General features: G+C 66.8%; 18 protein-coding genes. 6 read left to right on the forward strand and 12 right to left on the reverse strand.

The genetic code is table 11. The features are described 5' to 3' along the window. Positions 1-293, forward strand: a 293-nt coding sequence (locus ACZYW1_RS00005) for a hypothetical protein (protein ID WP_463782234.1), incomplete at its 5' end; no start/stop codon positions are given. 88 nt (positions 294-381) lie between these two features. Here the strand turns inward: ACZYW1_RS00005 and tyrS are convergent. Then, positions 382-1656: a tyrosine--tRNA ligase gene (gene tyrS, locus ACZYW1_RS00010; RefSeq protein WP_463782235.1), complete on the reverse strand. Its 1275-nt coding sequence runs from the start codon at positions 1654-1656 to the stop codon at positions 382-384. A gap of 53 nt (positions 1657-1709) precedes the next feature. Beyond that, the gene (locus tag ACZYW1_RS00015; RefSeq protein WP_463782237.1) at positions 1710-2321 is read right to left on the reverse strand and encodes a DNA-3-methyladenine glycosylase; all 612 of its coding nucleotides are present in this window, start codon (positions 2319-2321) and stop codon (positions 1710-1712) included. A gap of 58 nt (positions 2322-2379) precedes the next feature. Here ACZYW1_RS00015 and ACZYW1_RS00020 point away from each other — a divergent pair, with 58 nt between their 5' ends. Genes ACZYW1_RS00020 through ACZYW1_RS00030 form a run of 3 tightly spaced genes read left to right on the forward strand, consistent with a single transcriptional unit; the run spans position 2380 to position 4516 of the window. Next, entirely contained in the window at positions 2380-3132 is a 753-nt protein-coding gene (locus tag ACZYW1_RS00020) for an ABC transporter ATP-binding protein (protein WP_463782238.1), read from the forward strand. Further along, positions 3078-3896 (forward strand): ABC transporter permease, encoded by an 819-nt coding sequence (locus tag ACZYW1_RS00025; RefSeq protein ID WP_463782240.1) that lies wholly within the window; start codon positions 3078-3080, stop codon positions 3894-3896. The genes ACZYW1_RS00020 and ACZYW1_RS00025 overlap by 55 nt, the downstream gene beginning before the upstream one ends. Further along, on the forward strand, positions 3893-4516 hold the full coding sequence (locus ACZYW1_RS00030; protein ID WP_463782242.1) for a TetR/AcrR family transcriptional regulator: 624 nt from the start codon (positions 3893-3895) through the stop codon (positions 4514-4516). The genes ACZYW1_RS00025 and ACZYW1_RS00030 overlap by 4 nt, the downstream gene beginning before the upstream one ends. On the opposite strand, the gene ACZYW1_RS00035 is transcribed toward ACZYW1_RS00030, so the two are convergent. Beyond that, entirely contained in the window at positions 4482-4694 is a 213-nt protein-coding gene (locus tag ACZYW1_RS00035) for a Trm112 family protein (RefSeq protein ID WP_463782244.1), read from the reverse strand. The two genes, ACZYW1_RS00030 and ACZYW1_RS00035, sit on opposite strands and share 35 nt — an antisense overlap. A gap of 14 nt (positions 4695-4708) precedes the next feature. Next, a complete protein-coding gene (locus ACZYW1_RS00040; RefSeq protein WP_463782246.1) occupies positions 4709-7678 on the reverse strand; it encodes an acyl-CoA synthetase in 2970 nt (989 codons plus the stop codon). Between the two features lie 180 nt (positions 7679-7858). Here ACZYW1_RS00040 and ACZYW1_RS00045 point away from each other — a divergent pair, with 180 nt between their 5' ends. Continuing rightward, positions 7859-9637 (forward strand): ABC-F family ATP-binding cassette domain-containing protein, encoded by a 1779-nt coding sequence (locus ACZYW1_RS00045; RefSeq protein WP_463782247.1) that lies wholly within the window; start codon positions 7859-7861, stop codon positions 9635-9637. A gap of 170 nt (positions 9638-9807) precedes the next feature. Continuing rightward, positions 9808-12108, forward strand: coding sequence for a putative bifunctional diguanylate cyclase/phosphodiesterase (locus ACZYW1_RS00050; RefSeq protein WP_463782249.1), 2301 nt, complete (start codon positions 9808-9810; stop codon positions 12106-12108). A gap of 4 nt (positions 12109-12112) precedes the next feature. On the opposite strand, the gene argH is transcribed toward ACZYW1_RS00050, so the two are convergent. The 8 genes from argH to argC are packed head-to-tail and all read right to left on the reverse strand — an operon-like array spanning position 12113 to position 20489. Further along, positions 12113-13525: an argininosuccinate lyase gene (gene argH, locus ACZYW1_RS00055; RefSeq protein WP_463782250.1), complete on the reverse strand. Its 1413-nt coding sequence runs from the start codon at positions 13523-13525 to the stop codon at positions 12113-12115. Next, entirely contained in the window at positions 13522-14730 is a 1209-nt protein-coding gene (locus ACZYW1_RS00060; RefSeq protein ID WP_463782251.1) for an argininosuccinate synthase, read from the reverse strand. The genes argH and ACZYW1_RS00060 overlap by 4 nt, the downstream gene beginning before the upstream one ends. A 28-nt stretch (positions 14731-14758) precedes the next feature. Beyond that, entirely contained in the window at positions 14759-15253 is a 495-nt protein-coding gene (locus ACZYW1_RS00065) for an arginine repressor (RefSeq protein ID WP_463787606.1), read from the reverse strand. Continuing rightward, positions 15250-16176: an ornithine carbamoyltransferase gene (argF, locus tag ACZYW1_RS00070; RefSeq protein WP_463782252.1), complete on the reverse strand. Its 927-nt coding sequence runs from the start codon at positions 16174-16176 to the stop codon at positions 15250-15252. Before argF ends, ACZYW1_RS00065 begins: the two co-directional genes overlap by 4 nt. After that, positions 16173-17363: an acetylornithine transaminase gene (locus tag ACZYW1_RS00075; protein ID WP_463782254.1), complete on the reverse strand. Its 1191-nt coding sequence runs from the start codon at positions 17361-17363 to the stop codon at positions 16173-16175. The genes argF and ACZYW1_RS00075 overlap by 4 nt, the downstream gene beginning before the upstream one ends. Beyond that, complete coding sequence (gene argB, locus ACZYW1_RS00080) at positions 17360-18229, reverse strand: acetylglutamate kinase (RefSeq protein ID WP_463782255.1); 870 nt, start codon at positions 18227-18229, stop codon at positions 17360-17362. The genes ACZYW1_RS00075 and argB overlap by 4 nt, the downstream gene beginning before the upstream one ends. Next, a complete protein-coding gene (argJ, locus tag ACZYW1_RS00085; RefSeq protein WP_463782256.1) occupies positions 18226-19440 on the reverse strand; it encodes a bifunctional glutamate N-acetyltransferase/amino-acid acetyltransferase ArgJ in 1215 nt (404 codons plus the stop codon). The genes argB and argJ overlap by 4 nt, the downstream gene beginning before the upstream one ends. After that, a complete protein-coding gene (gene argC / locus ACZYW1_RS00090) occupies positions 19437-20489 on the reverse strand; it encodes an N-acetyl-gamma-glutamyl-phosphate reductase (protein WP_463787607.1) in 1053 nt (350 codons plus the stop codon). Before argC ends, argJ begins: the two co-directional genes overlap by 4 nt. Positions 20490-20528: the final 39 nt, after the last annotated feature.

The following is a 20528-nucleotide window of genomic DNA, read 5'->3' on the forward strand; positions in this document are numbered from 1 at the left end:
ACAGGCAGGAAAGAATTCACAATCAGAGAAACCTGATCACAGCAAAAAGACACCAAAAACTGGCATCAAAAACAAAAAAAACCACACCCCCCAACACGGGAAGTCAGAAAGCATGGCCAAAAAACAACAACAAAAACAAAACCACCAAACACACTATTGAGTTCTCAAACAACACCCACAACGGCCGCGCACAAGACCCGCGGCTGAAAGCCGCTCACTCGCTCTGCGGACGTCGAAGGAAAACCACCGAAGCGGTTCTTCCCTCTGGGATGCCGCCGCGCTCTCCGGACTGACCGGGTCGCAGCGACTCGATTAAGTTACGTGACAGGAAACTTGGAGTCAAACAGGCTGCTAGAAGGCGTGTTTCACGCCGCCTCAAGATCAGTCGACGCGTTGGGCCCCGGCGATGTTCCGCTTGCCGCGGCGCAGCACGAGCCACCGTCCGTGCAGGAAGTCGGCCGGCTGCGGCGCCCAGTCCTCGGAATCGATCTTGGCGTTGTTGACGTAGGCCCCGCCCTCGGCGATCGTCCGCCGTGCGGCCCCCTTGCTCTCGGCCAGGCCGCTTGCGACCAGCAGGTCGACGATCCCGGTCGGCGCACCCGGCACCAGCTCGGCGACCGACGTCTCTTGAAGTGCGGCCTGCAGGGTGGCCTCGTCGAGGCCGGTGAGTTCACCGCGACCGAACAACGCGCCGCTGGCCTGCTCTACGGACTCGGTCGCCTGCTCGCCGTGGACGAGCGTCGTGAGCTCGCGGGCCAGCCGGCGTTGAGCCGCGCGCTGCTGGGGGCGTTCGGCGGTGCTGGCCTCCAGCTCCGCCAGCTCATCGGCCGGCAGGAAGGTGAACCAGCGCAGGTACCGGACGACGTCGGCGTCGGCCGTGTTGACGAAGTACTGGTACCAGGCGTAGGGACTGGTCATCTGGGGGTCCAGCCACAGATTGCCCCCGCCGGTCGACTTGCCGAACTTGGTCCCGTCGGCGGAAGTCACCAGCGGGACCGTCAACGCATGAGCTGAGGCGGCAAGCTTTTGGCGCACCAGCCGGACGCCGGCGATGATGTTGCCCCACTGATCGGATCCGCCGATCTGCAGCACGCACTGATGCCGTCGGTGGAGTTCGACAAAGTCGTTGGCTTGCAACAACATATAGCTGAACTCCGTGTACGAGATGCCGTCGCCCTCGAGCCGCCGCTTGACCGTGTCGCGGTCCAGCATGACGTTGACCGAGAAATGCTTGCCGACGTCCCGCAGCAACTCGATCGCAGACATCGCGCCGGTCCACTCGAGGTTGTTCTCCACGATGGCGCCGGTCGGCGAACCGTCGAAGTCGACGAAGCGCCCGAGCTGCCCGCCGATTCGACCGGTCCACTCCTGGACCGTCTCGGCGGTGTTGAGCACGCGCTCGCCGGTTTCGCGTGGGTCGCCGATCAGGCCGGTCGCGCCGCCGGCCAGGACGATCGGCCGGTGGCCGGCCTGCTGAAAACGGCGCAACGCCAGCAGCGGGACCAGGTGCCCGGCATGCAGGCTGGGCGCGGTGGGGTCGAAACCGGCGTAGAGGGTGATCGGCCCTTCGGTGGCCGCCGCGGTCAGCGCGTCGAGGTCGGTGGACTGTGCGATCAGTCCACGCCAACTCAGCTCTTCGATGATTTCAGCGCCCACGGAGATAGATCTTCGCGCATGTGCGCGGCACCTTCCCCGCGGGCGCACCCGAATCAGTCGCTGTCACCCGGCGCAGGTGCTCGTGGACTGCGTCGATAGGCGGATACCTCGGGGCGTCCAGCCAGCCACAGCCGCCACGGCCGGTCCGCGGCATGGCTGACGCCGACCCGGGGACCCGCTGTTGCCTGAACCGGCTCGTTGAGCTCGATTCGGATCGGACTGTCGACATCGAACAGATCGATGTCGTTGTCGGCCATGGTGATTCCTGTTGCAGCGCAGAGATTGCCCGGGCCGCGCGCCAATGCTCGTGGCTGGATCGACGCGTTGCGGCGGAATTGGGCGACCTCGAGTCCGGTATCGATCACCGCCGCCCGGAGCAGGACGGCCGCCGCCACCCCGTCGGCGGCGCAGACCACGTTCGCGCAGGTGTGAATCCCGTGGCTGAGATAGGCGTACAGCCGGCCGGGCGGTCCGAACATGACGGCACTGCGAGCGGTGCTACCGCGATAGGAGTGCGCCGCAGCGTCCGGCCAGGGCCCGCCGGGAGGCCCACCGTAGGCCTCGACCTCCACGATCGTGGCGCTGACGCCGCGACCGATGAGGGTGGCGCCGAGGAGTCGACGCGCTGCGTCGACCGGGTCGACCGCCAACTGGTGCGATCCCACCGGAGGAATTCTGCCTGCGGCCCTTGACAGCGCCTCGGCAGGGGCGGATATTCATCGCATGATGACTTCATCGCGTGATGAATTCACGACGAATCGCCACGAGGTGGCCATCGACATCGACCACCTGCGGGTCATCCGCGGTAAACGTCCGGCCCTGCACGACTTCTCGGTGCGGTTGGGTCGTGGCAGCATCACCGGTCTGCTCGGGCCGTCCGGGTGTGGGAAGACCACCTTGATCCGCAGCATCGTGGGGACCCAGCAGCTGACGTCGGGCACGGTACGGGTGCTCGGTCTGCCTGCCGGGTCGTCGTCGCTGCGGCAGCGGATCGGATATGTGCCGCAGAATCCGACGATCTACGACGATCTGCGGGTCATCGACAACGTCCGCTACTTCGCGGCGCTCTACGGTTTTGGCCGGCAGGCTGCGGAATCCGCGGTCGAGCGGGTTGGTCTCGGCGACCATGCCACCGCCTACAGCGGCAACCTGTCCGGCGGTCAGCGCACCCGGGTGTCGCTGGCCTGTGCGCTGGTCTGCCAGCCGGAACTGCTTGTCCTGGACGAGCCGACCGTGGGATTGGACCCGTTGCTGCGCGCAGATCTGTGGGAACAGTTCACCGACCTGGCCCGCGGCGGAACCACGCTGCTGGTGTCGAGCCACGTGATGGACGAAGCCGACCACTGTGGCGACCTGTTGCTCATGCGTGACGGTTACCTCGTCGCGCACACCACCCCGACCCGACTACGAGAGGACACCGGATGCAGGTCGCTGGAGGACGCGTTCCTGTCCATCATCAAGAAGAAAGCCGGGTAGGGCTGTCGGGGCAATTGAAACCGTTTGGCGCCACCACCTTCCGGATCCTTCGCCAACTGGCGGCAGACCCCCGCAGCATCGCGATGATCCTGCTGGTGCCGGTGCTGGTGATCACGCTGATGTATTTCATGTTCGAGAACGCCCCGCACCGGCCGGGCGCACCGACGCCGTTCAACAACGCGTGTCTGATTCTGCTGGGCCTCTTTCCGCTGTTCTTGATGTTCATCATCACGTCGATCACCATGCAGCGCGAACGGGCGTCGGGAACCTTGGAGCGCATCCTGACCACCCCGTTGCGCCGCCTGGATCTGCTGATCGCATACGGCACCGCGTTCTCACTCGCCGCGGCCGTGCAGGCCACCCTGGCGTGCGTGGTCTCGTTCTGGTTACTCGGCTTCGACACCGCCGGCAGCCCGCTGTGGGTGTTCGTGATCGCGATCGTCAACGCGGTCCTCGGCGTGGGCCTCGGGTTGCTGTTCAGCGCGTTCGCGCGAACGGAGTTCCAGGCCGTGCAGTTCATCCCGTTGGTGATGGTGCCGCAACTGCTGCTGGCCGGCATCATCGCGCCGCGCAGTCTGATGCCGACGTGGCTGGAATGGGTGAGCAATGTGCTGCCGGCCAGTTACGCCCTCGAGGCCTTACAACAAGTGGGAGCTCACAGCGAATTGACCGGTGTCGCGGTGCGTGACATTGCGATCGTGCTGGGGTTCGCGGTCGCGGCATTGTGCCTGGCCGCGGCAACTCTGCGCCGGCAGACGCCGTGACCACCGCCGACTCCGGACGCAAGAAACCCGGCCGGCCCGCGGGGAATTCGAACACTCGCGAGCGGATTCTGGACAGTGCTCGAGAGTTGTTCGCCCGCAACGGGATCAACAACACGTCGATCCGCGCTGTGGCAGCGGCGGCAGGCGTGGACTCTGCCTTGGTGCACCATTACTTCGGCACCAAGGAGAAACTGTTCGCGGCCGCCGTCCACATCCCGATCGACCCGATGGACGTGATCGGGCCGCTGCGCGAAGTGCCCGTCGAGCAGCTCGGCTACCGGCTTCCATCAATACTGTTGCCGCTGTGGGACTCTGAGATCGGCGCCGGGTTCATCGCCACGTTGCGTTCGATCTTGGCGGGCTCAGAGGTGAACCTGTTCAGCACCTTCATCCAGGATGTGATCGGCGGCGAGATAGGACCCCGCGTCGACAGCCCACCCGGTACTGGGATCGTCCGGATCCAGTTCGTCGCTTCGCAATTGGTGGGTGTCGTGATGGCGCGCTACATCCTGGGCCTGGAGCCGTTCGCGTCCCTGCCGGCGCAGCAGGTCGCCGACACCATCGCACCGAACCTGCAGCGCTACCTCACTGGGGATCTGCCGGCGTTGCCTGCGCAATGAAGCGGGCGTGCTCGTCGTCGCTCACGTCCGCCGCCTCGTCGACCAGCAAGACCGGGATGCCGTCCTCGATCCGGTAGGCCCGTCGCAGCCGCGGGTTGTAGAGCACCTGATCGACCAGCAGCAGTGGACCTCGATCTGCCGGGCAAACCAGGATGCTCAGCAGTTTCTCGTCAATCACATTGGCTCCGAACGTCATTGCGCACCAGACAACTCAGCGCGTACCGGACCTGTCAACCGTCGGAACTTGTTCTCCTCGGCGTCGAACACCCACGCGTGACGTCCCGCCTTGGGGATCCCGGCGGCGCGTAACGCGCTCACCGTCGGACGGTACGTCGCACTGAGCTTCAGCTCGGGCACCACGTGGACGATGTCGGGGCCGAGGCCGAACGGCATGGCGGCGATGGCTTCGGTGAGATCGGCCGCGGTGATCGTCGCGCCCGGCCGGGTCGACACCGCGGTGACCGCGACCTGGTGTGCGTCCATCGGCACCCCGTACGTCACCGCGAGGTCGACCGCCGGGATCAGACCGAGCGCGTCGGTGATCGGGTCGGTGTACACCACGCCGCGCGCGGTGGCCACCGTGGAACCTCGCCTGCCCAGCAACCAGAAATCGCCCTCGTTGTCGCGGCGGAAGAGGTACTCGGTGGAGATCCAGGTGTCGGCGGGAGCGAAGACACCACGCTTGACCGATGCGGTCGGGTCGATCGGTCCGCGCGGTTCGGCCAACAGCACGCCGACCTCGTTCGCGTCCGGGACGCGAACCAGGCCCGTGTCGACCTCCAGGATGAGGTCGTGTTCGGCGTCGTAGGCGCCCAGCTCGACCCGGCCGGCGCCGGGCAACGGCCGGCCCTTGCTGCCGATCTTGACGCCCGACACATTGGCCAGCACCGCGTGGCCGTCCGTCGTGGCAAAGAATTCGACGACGTGCGCGGGCGCGAATACGTCGACCACGCGTTGCCACAAACCGGTCGGCATGCCGGAGCCGATGAAAACCCGCACCGGATGGTTGCCGCCCAGGACGAAACCCGGGTCGTCGATGACGTCGCGCAGCATGGCCCAGGTGTACGAGACCACGGTCACGCCGTACTGGTGTAGCTCGGCCACGAATCGCTCGGGTTTCAGCCCGCGCGACAACGCGATCCGAGTGCCGCCGACCACCGCGCCGCCCAGGCTGACCAGCAGCCCGGACTCGTGGTGCAGCGGCGTCAGGCAGTACACCGTGTCGGTGCGTCCCAGGGCCGCCGCCGAGGCCGTACCGAAAGCCGACAGCGCCCACCGGTAATTGGTGATCTGCTTGGCCACGAGTTGCCCGCTGGCAGTGCTGAATCCGATGAATGCGAGATCGCGCGCATACCCCGGGTTCGGCCGGTACCACGCCGGCAGCTGGACGGCGTCGGGGTCGATCTTCTCCATGTCGATGACGTTGGCGTCGTCGGGCAGGTGCAGGTCCCGGGGTTCACCACCACCGAGAACCAAAATCTGCTCGGGCAGCTGCCGGGCCTTGTCGAGATTGGCGGGGTCGGTGATGATCTCCGAGACTCCCCCGAGCCTGACTTCGGCGGCCAGGTCGGTGTCGGGATGCAGCAGCACCGCGACGGCGCCCAATCGGGACAGAGCGGCGATGGCGACGAGTGCGCTCGGCCGGGTCTCCATCAGCACGCCGACATGTTCACCTTGGCGCACGCCGACCTCGATCAACCCACGCACCACGTTGTCGATGCGCCGGTTCACCGCCTCATAGGTGTGCACGCGACCGTCGAAGAGCAGGAATTCACCATTGGGTGCCTCGTGCGCCTGCTCACCGATGATGCGGCCCAACGAGATCCGGGTGTGGTCGTTGATCTGACCCAGCCGCGCAAGACGAGGCAGGGTACGCGCGGTCTCGACGGCCAGCGTGCGCACGGACTTGTTCGCGGCGACCAGCGCATCGGCCGCTCCGCGAGCGAGGGTCATGGCGACCTCGGAGGCCTCACCCAGCCCGTGCAGAACCCGTGAACTCAGCGCGACGCCGCGATCGGTGGGCTCGTCCGGCTGGTCGGCCATCGGGAAGATGTCGGTCGGTTTCTTGCCGTCTCCGGAGATCCAGAGCACCCAGTCGGCAACCGTCGGCCAACTCTCCTGCGCCGCCCGGGATCCGACGACAAGACCGAAATGGCCTGTCCGGATCAGGTATTCGTACACCTCGGCGTTGGGCGCCGCGCGCCGGATGCCGCGCACCGCGGCAGGCTGTCCGATGTCGTCGACTTCGCCGACGAAAGCCAGGATCGGGCAGGTGATGTCGGTCAGCGTCACCAGCTGGCTGTTGATGGCGAACCCGCCGGTCATCATCCGGTTGTGCGCGACGAACTGCTTGAGCAGTTCGGAGATCGCCGGGCCCGACCAGGCGATCCAGCCTTCGGACTCCAGGAATCTGCGCTGGGCCTCCCGCGGCAGCAACGCCTCGCGGTCGTGGAGCTGGCGCACGAAGTCGATCCGCGCCTTCGCGGTCTTGAGCGGGTCGAGCATCTGAAAACCGGTGCGCGCCAACCAACCTGGAATGTCCAACCGGTTGAAGACGTGGTCGGCCATGAAGGTGGCCACCCCGGGTGCGATGTTCGGCGGCAGTCCCATCGGCAGTGCGGCCAGGGTGTCGACCGGAGAACCGAACGTGACGATGCTGGCAATGCTCTTGGAGCGCCGGTACGCGGCCGCCTGGTAGCAGAACATGCCGCCCTGCGAATAGCCGATCAGGTGCACGTCGCGACCGGTGACATCGTTGATAGCGTCGAGCGCCTCGCTCAGCGCGACGATGTGGTCGGCCAGGTTGCGGCGCATGCCGCCCTCGACCTCGTCGGGAGAGCCGAAATCGATCACCCAGGGATCCAGCCCGGCGGAATGCAGAATTCCGACCGCGCCCTCTTGCCGGGTGACGTCCCACATGTTTGCCGACATCATCATCGGGTGCACCAACAACACCGGCTCACCCGCCTGCGGATGCCCGGGTCGGCTGTCCGGTGGGTAGTAGCGCCGAAGCTTGTACATCTGCGTGCTCTCGACGGTCTGCGACGGCGAGGGAGAGTTACCGGTTTCGAGCCCGCCGAGCCGCAGCACTTCCAGGCCGTTCTGAGCCGTCGCCACCAGCCGTTCAACGGGTCGGGTGACCGCCGAAAACTTCAGATCCATGCCGCCGCTCCCTCGAAACGAAGACCATGCTGTGCTGCGCGTGGGCCTGACAGCGCGCTCATCATGGCACATCGCAGGGGGTGCGCCCGTTGCTTTGATCGCGGTGCCGGTCCCGTTCGACCAGCCTAGTCGCCCGCCTCGCGGCCGTCCGTCACGCGGCAGACGTCTAGGGTCGGCCCGGTGGCACACCTGCTCGGCGCCGAGGCGATGCACCTCGAGTATCCGGCCCGGGTCGTCTTCGAATCGACGACCGTCGGGGTCAGCGACGGCGACCGCATCGGAATCGTCGGCCGCAACGGCGATGGCAAATCCAGTTTGCTGGGTTTGCTCACCGGCCAGCTACGCCCGGATGCCGGACGTGTCACGCGGCGCACCGGTGTGCGGGTCGGAGCGCTGAGCCAGGCGGACACCCTCGATCCGGACGCCACGGTCGGCTGGTCGATGGTCGGCGACCGGCCGGACCACGAGTGGGCGGGCGATCCGCGGATCCGCGACGTGGTCACCGGTCTGGTTTCCGACATCGCCTGGGACGCGGTTATCGGCACACTCAGCGGCGGGCAGCGGCGACGGGTCCAGTTGGCGGAGTTGCTGATCGGCGACTGGGACGTGATCGCGCTGGACGAGCCGACCAACCACCTCGACATCGAAGGCATCACCTGGCTGGCCACGCATCTGCGCGGGCGCTGGGCCCGCAACACCGGCGGACTGCTAGTGGTGACGCACGACCGCTGGTTCCTCGACGAGGTGGCGACTGCCACGTGGGAAGTGCACGACGGACTCGTCGAGCCATTCGAAGGCGGCTACGCGGCCTACATCCTGCAGCGGGTGGAGCGAGATCGTCAGGCCGCGGTGTCGGAGTCCAAACGGCAGAACCTGATGCGCAAGGAGCTGGCCTGGCTGCGCCGCGGTCCCCCGGCCCGCACGTCGAAACCCAAGTTCCGGATCGAGGCGGCCAACCAACTGATCGCCGACGTGCCGCCACTGCGGAACCCGGTCGAGCTGGCCAAACTCGCGACCGCGCGCCTCGGCAAGGACGTCATCGACCTGCTCGATGTGTCCGTCTCATTCGACGACCGGCACGTGCTGCGGGACGTCGAATGGCGAATCGGGCCGGGCGAACGTACCGGCATCGTCGGAGCCAACGGCGCCGGCAAGTCGACACTGCTGGGGCTGATCACCGGTGCCGTCCAGCCGGACAGCGGAAAAGTCAAGCGCGGCAAGACTGTTCAGCTGGGCATACTCGATCAGCGAGGCGACGAGCTGGTGCCGCTGGCCCAGGACCGGGTCGCCGACGTGCTCGGCCGGTTACGCAGCGGGTACGAGGTCGACGGTCGCGACGTCACGCCCGCCCAACTGCTGGAGCGCCTCGGATTCGCCGGTGGCCAATTGTCGGCGCGCGTCAACGAATTGTCCGGCGGGCAGCGTCGCCGCCTGCAACTGATGCTCACGCTGCTGGCCGAGCCGAACGTGCTGCTGCTCGACGAGCCGACCAACGACGTCGACACCGACATGCTGGCCGCCACCGAAGACCTGCTCGACTCTTGGCCCGGCACGCTGATCGTGGTCTCGCACGACCGCTACCTCCTCGAGCGGGTGACCGATCAGCAGTACGCCATCCTGGACGGCCGGCTGCGCCACCTCCCCGGCGGCGTCGACGAGTATCTGCGACTGGCCGAGCAGGCGCACGCCCGCAACGTCGCCTCGTCGGCCGTCAGACCGTCGCGTCCGCCCGAGGTTTCCGGTGCGGAACTGCGTGCGGCACAGAAAGAGATCTCGGCTATCGAGCGAAGGCTGGCGCGTCTGGCCGAGCAAATCGACGCCAAACATCGTGAGCTGGCCGACCATGACCAAGCCGACCATGTCGGTGTCGGCCGACTCACCGGCGAGTTGCGCGATTTGGAGGGCGACGTCGCCGACCTGGAAAACAGGTGGATCGACGTTTCCGAAGCCATCGAATGACATTTAACTAATTGACTGCGACAACAATTTCGGCAATTCGAAGCTGTTTGCTGTAACGGCGGATTAATAGCACTCCGATATTGCCTCCGCCAGGATCGTTGTCTTTTACGATGCTGACAAGCGAGCGTCGCTTACCCGGAATTTGGTAGCCACCACTGACAGGTCGAGAGATGTCCGCATTGACGGCACGCCGTATCGCGCTGGTCGTTTCGGCGTCGGCCTGCGTGGTGCTTTTCTCCGCGATGCTGCTGGGCCGCAGAACATTTGCCGGGCCCACCGGCCTCGATCTCCTCAGCCCCGTCGGTGCGTTGACCCTGGGTGGTATCGCGACGGCCTGTGCGGGTGGCGCAGCAAAGGCGGCGGACGGCGGTCAGCGTCTGGCGTGGAGCGCTGTCTCAGCGGGGCTGGGCGGCTGGACTGCCGGGAGTGCCGCATGGTGTTATGTCGCCCTCGGCGGCGCCGCGCCGATATCGAATGCGTCGGTGGCCGAGCTGGGATATCTGGTGTTGCCGGTGTGCGCGTTGAGCGCAGCGGTTCTGCTTCCCAGTCGCGACAACGCGCGCTTCGGTATCGGCCTGCTCCTGGACGGCGTCATCGTCGCCGCATCGTTGCTGCTGGCGTTGGGCAGCCTGGTCCTCGGCGCCGCAGCCACGGTGAGCATTCCCCGGATGTTATTTGTGGTTTTTACCGCGTTCTATTTGGGCCTTGCCGTCATGGCTTTGCTGGTCGTGCGCGCTACCGAACCGGGTCGCCGGCTCTCTCCGGCTTTGATGTCAGCAGGTTTCGCGGTGATCGGCGCCGGCGGGGTGTGGCACCTCTGCGCGCACAGTCCTGGTCGGACTCCGGGCGGCATGGTCACGCTCGGGTGGATCTGCGGGCTGTACCTCATCGCTCTGTCGGCGCTCACATCGCGGCCGGGACCGGACCTCGACGTGCGCAGCTCTGTTCGGACATCCAGGCTGTCGATCTGGCTGCCGTACGTGCCGTCGGTTATCGCGGTCGTCGTCGGCGCCTTTCACTTCTGGCCGGAGGATCGCGTCGACGCGTTTCTCTTCTCCACCGGCCTGGTACTCGTCGTCGCCATGCTCGTGCGCCACCTCATGGCACTCGAGCGAAAGCGACATCTGCTCGAGGCCATGGCCGACGCCGCGCTGCGAGACACGGTGACGGGTTTGGCGAATCGCCGATTGCTCGACGAACGGCTGGAGCATGCCGCGCGGTTGCATCACCGCCTGCAGGTACCGCTGAGTGTGCTGAGCATCAGGGTCGACGACTTCAACATCGTCAACGACACATTGGGTTACGCGGCCAGCGATGCGCTGTTGCGCAGCGTCGGCGAACGGATCCAGGCCAGCGTCCGGGTCGGCGATACGGTTGCCCGCCTCGGTGGCGACGAGTTCGTCATCTTGGTCGAAGACCGTCCCGAGGTGGCGGCACAGGTGGCCACGCGGATAGCCCTGGCCTTCGACACCGCGCTGGAGATCGGTGCCAACCGGGTCTATGTCCATCTGAGTATCGGAGTGGCGACAGCACACGCGGAGGACGAGGTGATGATCGCCGCGGCGGATCTGCTCAATCAGGCCGAGGCGGCTCGCTCGCGCGCCGAGCAGACCAGCGCTACGGACGTTCAGGTGTTCACCCCCGAGCTGGACGCGCATCTCGGCCGACGCCAAGCCTTCCGCGACGGTGTCGCGCGTCTTCAGCTGTTGTGGGATCTGCGTCGTGCCATCGACGACCGGCTGCTCACCTTGGTGTACCAACCGCAATTCGAATTGTTGGACGGGACGCTCTGCGGCGCTGAGGCGTTATTGCGTTGGGAGCACCCGACTCTGGGCATCTTGGAACCAAGCGAATTTCTTCCGTTGGTCCGCGAGCACGGTTTGATGGATGCCGTCACCGACTTGGTGCTTTCCCGGGCCGTGGCAGACGGCGCCGCGTGGCGTGCGGCCGGAACCGAGATTCCGGTGGCGGTCAACCTGTGGGCCCGCTCGCTCGACGACGACACCCTGCCCGACCGCATCATGACTGTGCTGGAAGATCACGGCATGCCTCCCAGACTGCTGACGGTGGAGATCACCGAGGAGTTGATGGTGGCCGATTTCGTGAAGGGCCGGGCCGTGCTCAATCGACTGCGGGACGCCGGTGTCCGGGTTTCGATCGACGACTTCGGCAGTGGCTACTCGACTTTGACCTATTTGCGTGAACTGCCCATCGACGAGGTCAAGCTGGACCGCCAACTGATCGTGCCGATTCTCTACGACCAGCGCGCCGCGACCATCGCCCGGTCGGTGATCGAGCTGGCCGAGGAGTTCGGCATCGCCAGCGTCGCCGAAGGCATCGAGAACGAGGAGACGGGGCGGTGGCTACGCCGTTTCGGCTGTGACGTCGTGCAGGGCAACTACTACTGCGGTCCATTGCCTGCCGGCGAGATACCGCAGGTTCCCTCGGTGCCCGCGCGCCGAGCGCAGTGATCGGCTAGCGGCGCAGCCGGACCCGAAGCTGTTCAGCGGTCGCCAGCACCGAATTGCGTTGGTGGGCAACCTGCGAAGGAGCCGTACCTCCACGGGCGTCCCGCGATGACACCGAACCCTGGATCGTCAGCACATCGCGTACGTGCGGCGTCAGGCTGGCGCTGATCTCAGCCAACTGCTCGTCGGTCAGCTCCTCGAGTCCGACGCCGAGTTTCTCGGCGACCTGCACGGCCGCACCCGCGGCCTCGTGCGCATCGCGGAACGGAACCCCTTGCCGGACAAGCCATTCGGCGATATCGGTGGCCAGGGTGTAGCCGGCCGGGGCCAGCGCCGCCATTCGCTCGGTGTCGAAGGTCAGACTGCCGACCAGGCCGGCCATCGCCGGCAGTAGCAGCTCCAACTGCGCCACCGAATCGAATACCGGCTCTTTGTCTTCTTGCAGGTCCCGGTTGTAAGCCAGCGGCTGCGCCTTCAACGTGGCCAGCAGCCCGGCCAGGTTGCCGATCAGTCTTCCCGACTTGCCGCGCGCCAGCTCGGCGATGTCGGGATTTTTCTTCTGCGGCATGATCGAGCTGCCGGTCGACCACGAGTCGTGCAACGTGACGTAGCCGAATTCCGTTGAGCTCCAGATGATGATGTCCTCGGCAAGCCGTGAGAGGTCGACACTGATCATCGCGAAGACAAAAGCCGCCTCCGCAGCGAAATCCCGTGACGACGTGGCGTCTATCGAGTTGTCGGCGGCTGCCGCGAAACCGAGTTGTGCGGCGATCGCGTCCGGATCCAGACCCAGCGATGAGCCGGCCAGTGCGCCAGAACCGTAGGGCGACAGCGCCGTACGTTTGTCGAGGTCGATGATCCGGTCGACGTCGCGCAACAACGGATGCGCATGTGCCAGCAGGTGGTGTGCCAGCAGAATCGGCTGAGCGGACTGCATGTGGGTCTTGCCCGGCATGATCGCATCCGGGTAGGCGGCGGCCTGGCTCGCCAACGCCTCGACGAGGCTCAGTGCACCGGCGGCCACCCGCCGCAGCGCATCGCGCAACCACATCCGGAACAGGGTGGCCACCTGATCATTTCGCGAGCGTCCGGCCCGCAGTCGGCCACCCAGCTCAAGACCGACGCGGTCGATCAGGCCTCGCTCCAGCGCGGCATGGACATCCTCGTCGGTGACCAGCGGCCCGAAGCTGCCGTCGGCCACGTCCACGGACAGGCTGTCCAACCCGGCCAGCAACCCGTCGCGCTGATCCGTGGTCAACAAGCCGGCGTTGAACAACACCTGGGCGTGCGCCTTGGAGGCGACCACGTCGTACGGGGCCAGCACCCAGTCGAAATGGGTCGACCTGCTCAGCGCGGTCAACGCATCGGACGGCCCGTCGGCGAACCGCCCGCCCCACAGCGAACCCTCGTTGGTGCTCACGACTCGTCGGTGGCCAGATCCCGGCGCGCCGCCAGCTTGGACGACAGCCCGTGCACGTAGACGAAGCCCTTGGCCATCGACTGGTCGAAGGTGTCGCCTTCGTCGTAGGTGGCGAGGTTGAAGTCGTACAGCGACTCGGAACTGCGTCGGCCGTTGACGGCAATGTGCCCACCGTGCAACACCATTCGGATCTCGCCGGTGACGTGCTCCTGGGTCTTGGTGACGAAGGTCTCCAGCGCCGTCTTCAGCGGCGAGTACCACAGCCCGTCGTACACCAATTCGGCCCACCGCTGATCGGTCTGACGCTTGAACCGGCCCAGCTCGCGCTCGAGCGTGACGTGCTCGAGTTCGGCGTGCGCGGTGATGAGCACCATCGCCCCCGGGGCCTCGTAGATCTCACGGCTTTTGATGCCGACCAGCCGGTCCTCGACGACGTCGAGGCGCCCGACGCCCTGCGCGCCCGCGCGACGGTTGAGCTCTTCGATCGCCTGCAGCACCGACACCGAGTTGCCGTCGATGGTGACGGGCACACCCTTGTCGAAGCCGACAATGACTTCGTCGGGAGTGTTCCAGTTCACCGTCGGGTCTTCGGTGTAGTCATAGACGTCTTTGGTCGGGGCATTCCAAAGGTGTTCCAGGAAGCCGGTTTCCACCGCCCGACCCCACACGTTCTGGTCGATGGAAAACGGTGAGCGCTTGGTGACGTTGATCGGGATGTCGTTCTCTTCGGCGAACGCTATGGCCTTCTCCCGGGTCCACGCGTAGTCGCGGACCGGTGCGAGGACCTCCAGATCCGGTGCCAGAGAAGCGAATCCGACCTCGAAGCGGACCTGGTCGTTGCCCTTGCCGGTGCAACCGTGTGCGACGATGCTGCCGCCGTGATCGCGGGCCGCCTTGACCAGATGCTTGGCGATGAGAGGTCGGCTGATCGCCGACACCAGTGGGTAGCGATCCATGTAGAGGGCGTTGGACAGGATGGTCGGCAGGCAGTAGCCGTCGGCGAACTCGTCACGGGCGTCGACCACGACGGCTTCGACCGCGCCGCAGTCCAGCGCCCGCTGGCGCACGACCTCCATGTCCTCGCCGCCCTGCCCCAGGTCGATCGCGACCGCGACCACCTCTTTGCCGGTCTCCTTGCCGATCCAGCTGATCGCCACCGAGGTGTCCAAACCGCCGGAATACGCCAAGATGACGCGCTCGGACATGAACTGATCTCCTTTTGTTGGTGCTGTGTTACGTCAGGTCTTGAATCAAGCGTGCGAGTTCGGCACCGGTCATCGGCTCGCGGGCCGCCACGAAGATGGTGTCATCCCCGGCGATGGTCCCGACCACGTAGGGCAGTGCAGCCCGGTCGATGGCGCTGGCCAGGTAGTCCGCCGCGCCGGGTGGAGTACGCAGCACGGCGAGGTTGCCGGAGGCATCGGTGGACACCAGCACCTCGCTCAGCAGCCGCGACAGTCGCGCCGTGCCACCGGACACGCCCCGCAGCGGGCTCCCGTCCTCCGGTACGACGTACACGCCGACGCCGCCGTCGGCCCCGCGCAGTTTCACCGCGCCGAGGTCTTCCAGGTCCCGGGACAGCGTCGCCTGGGTGACCTCGACTCCCTCGGCGGCCAGCAGGGCGGCCAGCTCGCTCTGGCTGCGGACCTCGGCCGATGACAGGATCCCCACGATGCGGGCCTGCCGGCCCACGCGGGTGATGTCCGAGGTGGTCTTCGCGCGTGTCACGTCGACCGTTCCAGCAGCCACACCAGCAGCGCCTTTTGCGCGTGCAGCCGGTTCTCGGCTTCGTCCCAGACCGCGCTGTGCGGGCCGTCGATCACGTCGTCGGTGATCTCGTGCCCGCGGTGTGCCGGAAGGCAGTGCAGCACAACGGCTTCAGTATCAGCCTTGGCCAAGAGCTCGGCGTTGAGCTGGAACGGGCGAAACGGCCGTACTCGATCGAGCCCGTCGTCCTCCTGACCCATCGACGTCCAGGTGTCCGTCACCAGCACGTCGGCTCCGGAGGCTCCGACGATCGGGTCCGCGGTGATGGTGACCGACCCTGCGGTGTCCGCGGCACGGTGTTGGGCCGCCGCGGTGAACAACGGATCGGGCGCGAACCCGGCCGGGGCCGCGACGGTGACGTGCATGCCCGCCGTTACGCCGCCCAGCATCAGCGAATGCGCCATGTTGTTGGCCCCGTCACCGAAGTACGTCATCCGCAAGCCCCGCAGCGATCCCTTGCGCTCGGCGATGGTCTGCAGATCGGCCAGCACCTGGCACGGATGGAACTGGTCGGAGAGCGCGTTGACGATCGGAACCGTCGCGGTCTCGGCCATCGCGCTCAGCCGGGCCTGCCCGTAGGTACGCCACACGATGGCATCGACGTAGCGGGACAACACTCGCGCGGTGTCCTGCAGCGTTTCTTCCCGGCCGAGCTGGGTGCTGCGTCCGTCGACCACGACGGCGTGCCCGCCGAGCTGAGCGATACCCACCTCGAAGGAGAACCGGGTGCGGGTCGAGTTCTTGTCGAAGATGACCGCGACGCCGCGCGGGCCCTCCAGCGGGCGGTAGCTGAACGGGTTCTTCTTCAGTTCGGCGGCGAGCTGCAGGACGGCGGCCTGCTCGTCGGGCGTCAGGTCGTCGTCGCGCAGGAAGTGTCGAGTCACTGTGCCCCCTTGGCGGTGTCGAGGATGCCCGGCAACGCCGTGACGAACGTGTCGAGCTGCGGCTCGGTGATGGTCAGCGCCGGCGCCAGTCGGACGACGTCGGGCGCGGCCGCGTTGACCAGGAATCCGGACGTGCGGGCGGCGGTCTCGACATCTTTCGCGGACGGCGTCGTGAGCACGATGCCGCACAGCAGGCCGCGTCCGCGGACGTGGTCGATCGACGGATGCCGCAGCGATTCGATGCTGTGGCGCAACGTCTTTCCGAGCGCGCCGGCGCGACGCACCAGGTCGTCGTCGGCCAGCACACGCAGGACCGCCAGCGCGGCGGAGGCACAGATCGGGTTGCCACCGAAGGTGCTGCCGTGCAGACCCGGCGTCAGCAGTTGTGCGGCCGGACCGGTGGCCAGGCACGCGCCGATCGGTAGGCCGCCGCCGAGACCTTTGGCCATCGTCACGACGTCGGGGGTGATGCCGTCGTGCTGATGGGCGAAAAACGTTCCGGTGCGTCCCATTCCGGTCTGCACCTCGTCGAGGACCAGCAACGCGCCGTGCTGGGCGGTGATGTCGCGGGCCGCGGCCAGGTAGCCGTCCGGCGGTACGACGATGCCGCTCTCCCCCATGATCGGCTCCAGGAATACCGCGGCCGTGTCGTCACCGACCGCGGCCGCCAGCGCATCGGTGTCGCCGTAGGGAACATGGGTGACGTCGCCGGGCAGCGGCGCGAACGGCGCCTGCTTGCTCGGCTGACCGGTCAACGCGAGGGCGCCCATCGTCCGGCCGTGGAAAGCGTCTTGGGCCGCAACCAGTTTGGTGCGTCCGGTCAGGCGCGACAGTTTGAACGCGGCCTCGTTGGCCTCGGTGCCGGAGTTGCAGAACAGGACACGCGTCTCGGAGTCGGCGGCCAGCAACCCGGCCAGCGCCTCGGCCAGGGCGACGCCGGGCTCGTTGGCGTACAGGTTGGACGTGTGGCCCAGCGTGGACATCTGACGGGTGACGGCCTCGAGGACGGCCGGGTGGCCGTGTCCCAGTATGTTGACCGCGATGCCGCCGAGCAGGTCCAGGTAGGACGCGCCGTCGACGTCGGTGACCACGGCGCCACTACCGCTGGCCAGGGCCACCGGTGGAACGCCGTAGTTGTTCATCATCACCGCGGACCACCGGTCCTGCAGGCCCTCTGTGCGGGTCATGCGCTCACCACCTTCGTTCCGGATCCTTTGTCGGTGAGCAATTCGACCAGCACGCAATGTTCGACGCGGCCGTCGATGACGTGTGCGCTGGACACGCCCCCCTGCACCGCGTTCAGGCATGCCTCGATCTTCGGAATCATTCCCGTCTCCAGCGACGGCAACAGCTGGGCCAAGGTGGCGGTGTCGATTTCGGCGGCCAGCGAATTCTTGTCCGGCCAGCGGGTGTAGAGACCCTCGACGTCGGTGAGCATCAGCAGCTTCTCCGCTCCCAGCGCCTCGGCCAGCGCACCCGCGGCGGTGTCGGCGTTGATGTTGTGCACCACCCCGTCGACGTCGGGAGCCAGCGTCGAGACCACCGGAATGCGATTGGCGGCAACGAGATCCAGCACCACCGCAGGATTCACCGCGGCAATGTTGCCCACCAGGCCGATGTCGGTGTCGACACCGTCGACAGTGACGCTGCGCCGGACCGCGGTGAACAGGTTCGCGTCCTCGCCGGTGACCCCGACCGCGTAGGGGCCGTGCGCGTTGATCAGGTTCACCAGTTCACGGCCGACCTGACCGAACAACACCATGCGGGCCACGTCGAGGACCTCGGGTGTGGTGACGCGGAAGCCGCCCTTGAAGTCGCCGGCGATACCGAGGCGCTTCAGCATGGCGCTGATCTGCGGACCGCCGCCGTGCACCACGACCGGGTGGATGCCGCAGTTGCGCAGAAAAGCCATGTCGGCGGCGAATTCTCGCCGCAGCGTGTCGCTGGTCATGGCGTTGCCGCCGTACTTGACCACCACGATCTTGCCGTGCAGACGGGTCAGCCACGGCAGCGCCTCGGCGAGTACCTGCGCCTTGATCTCGGTGGTGATCATGACGAATAGGCCGAGTTCTCTTCGACGTACGCATGCGACAGGTCGGTGGTCCGAATCGACGCCGCCGCCGCACCAACGCCCAGAGTGACCGTCACCTCGATGTCGGTGGCCGACAGGTCGACCTCGCGAGCACCCGGAGCCCCGACACCGTCGACACAGACAGCCGAACCGTTGAACGACACCGTGATCCGGTCGGGGTCGAGTTGCACCGGCGCCATGCCGACCGCGGCCAGTACGCGGCCCCAGTTCGGGTCGGAGCCGAACAACGCGGTCTTCACCAGGCTGTCGCGCGCGATCACCCGGGCCGCGGTGACGGCGTCGTCTTCGGTGAGTGCGCCGGTGACGGTGATTGTTATGCGCTTGGTGACGCCCTCGGCGTCGGCCTGCAACTGGGCGCACAGGTCGTCACAGACCCGGAGTACGGCCTCGTCGAGTTCGGCTTGGCTGGGCTCGATTTCGCTTGCGCCGGAGGCCAACAGCAGCACCGTGTCGTTGGTCGAGCAGCTGCCGTCGATGTCGAGCCGGTCGAACGTCAGCGCAATGGCGCGTTGCAGGGCTTGCTTGAGCGCGGCTGCGTCGGCGACGGCGTCGGTGGTGAGCACACACAGCATGGTTGCCAGCGACGGCGCCAGCATGCCGGCGCCTTTGACCAAGCCGCCCACGGTCCATGAGTTCGGGTGATGCAGCGCAACCTGTTTGGGGACGGTGTCGGTGGTCATGATGGCCCGTGCGGCCTCGTCGCCGCCGGTGATGCCGCCGGCCATTTCGTGCACCAGGTTCACGACTCCCGCCAGCACCTTGTCCATCGGGAGCCGATCGCCGATCAGGCCGGTGGAGCACACCGCGATGTCGATCGCTCCGGTCTCGGTGCCCCACTCCGACAATGCAGCGGCGAGTTTCTCGGCAGTGGCATGGGTGTCCTGAAAACCACCCGGCCCGGTGCAGGCGTTGGCGCCACCGGAATTCAGCACGACGGCGCGCAGTTGCCCGTCGGCCAGCACCTGCTGGGTCCAGAGCACCGGTGCCGCCTTGACCTTGTTGCGGGTGAACACCCCGGCGGCCGCGTAATCGGGTCCCTCGTTGAACACCAGTGCGAGGTCGAGCTTTCCGGATACTTTGATGCCCGCCGCGATCCCGGTGGCGCGAAAACCGGCCGGCGCCGTGACGCCCTGGGTGCGTACCAATGGCGCGGTGCTGACGAGGTCGGTCACGGCGCGACTCCGACCGCCGAAAGACCTTCGGACTCAGGCCATCCCAGCGCCAGGTTCATCGACTGCACGGCCGCACCCCCCGTCCCTTTGACCAGGTTGTCGATCGCGGCGATCGCGACGAACGTCGAGGCGTCCTCATCGACGGCGATTGCGATCTGGGCGGCGTTGCTGCCGACGACAGAACCGGTGCGCGGCAACTGGCCCTCGGGCAACAGGTGCACGAAAGGCTCGTCGTGGTAGGCCTTTTCGTAGGCGGCCCGCAGTTGCGACAACGGCGCCGAAGTCCGTGCGGTGCAGGTGGCCAGGATGCCGCGCGTCGTCGGGATCAGGACCGGGGTGAAGGACACCGTGATGTCGCGGTCGGTGACCTGGCCGAGGCCCTGGACGATTTCGGGAGTGTGCCGATGGGCGCCGCCGACGTTGTAGGCACGGGCGGACCCGATGACCTCGGCACCGAGCAGGTCGACCTTGGCGGCGCGGCCAGCCCCCGAGGTGCCGCTGACCGCCACGACGGTGACGGCGGGGTCGATGAGATCGGCTGCGATCGCCGGGAACAGCGCCAGCACCGCGGCCGTCGGGTAGCAGCCCGGAACGGCGATACGCCGCGTATCGCGCAGTGCGTCCCGGTTGCCCGGGAGTTCGGGCAGCCCGTACGGCCAACTGCCGGCATGCGGCGAACCGTAGAAGCGCTCCCAGGCGCCCGGGTCGGTCAACCGGAAGTCGGCGCCACAGTCGACGATCAGGGTCTGCGGCCCGAGCTGCTCCGCCAGTGCCGCGGAGTGACCGTGCGGGAGGCCCAGAAATACCACATCGTGACCTTCCAGGACGTCGAGATCGGTGGGCTCCAGTACGCGCTGGGCCAGCGGCAGCAGGTGCGGATGGTGGTCGGCGAGCGCGGTTCCGGCGCTGCCGGCCGCGGTCAGCGCGCCGATCGTCAACCGTCCGTCCTGGTATGCGGGATGGCCGAGCAGCAACCGCAGGATCTCGCCGCCCGCATAGCCGCTGGCACCGGCCACGGCCACCCGTATCGACTCGGTCATGGCACCCATCGTTGCATGACTATGCATGACAGTGCAAACTCATTCTCG

Source organism: Mycobacterium sp. IDUB_36 (assembly GCF_055419225.1).

Excerpts from the sequence above, each read along its gene's own strand:
- ACZYW1_RS00020 (WP_463782238.1), top strand. The coding sequence starts at position 2,380 with ATGATGACTTCATCGCGTGATGAATTCACGACGAATCGCCACGAGGTG.
- ACZYW1_RS00025 (WP_463782240.1), top strand. The coding sequence starts at position 3,078 with ATGCAGGTCGCTGGAGGACGCGTTCCTGTCCATCATCAAGAAGAAAGC.
- ACZYW1_RS00040 (WP_463782246.1), bottom strand. The coding sequence starts at position 7,678 with ATGGATCTGAAGTTTTCGGCGGTCACCCGACCCGTTGAACGGCTGGTG.
- ACZYW1_RS00050 (WP_463782249.1), top strand. The coding sequence starts at position 9,808 with ATGTCCGCATTGACGGCACGCCGTATCGCGCTGGTCGTTTCGGCGTCG.
- ACZYW1_RS00060 (WP_463782251.1), bottom strand. The coding sequence starts at position 14,730 with ATGTCCGAGCGCGTCATCTTGGCGTATTCCGGCGGTTTGGACACCTCG.
- ACZYW1_RS00075 (WP_463782254.1), bottom strand. The coding sequence starts at position 17,363 with ATGACCCGCACAGAGGGCCTGCAGGACCGGTGGTCCGCGGTGATGATG.
- argB (WP_463782255.1), bottom strand. The coding sequence starts at position 18,229 with ATGATCACCACCGAGATCAAGGCGCAGGTACTCGCCGAGGCGCTGCCG.
- argC (WP_463787607.1), bottom strand. The coding sequence starts at position 20,489 with ATGGGTGCCATGACCGAGTCGATACGGGTGGCCGTGGCCGGTGCCAGC.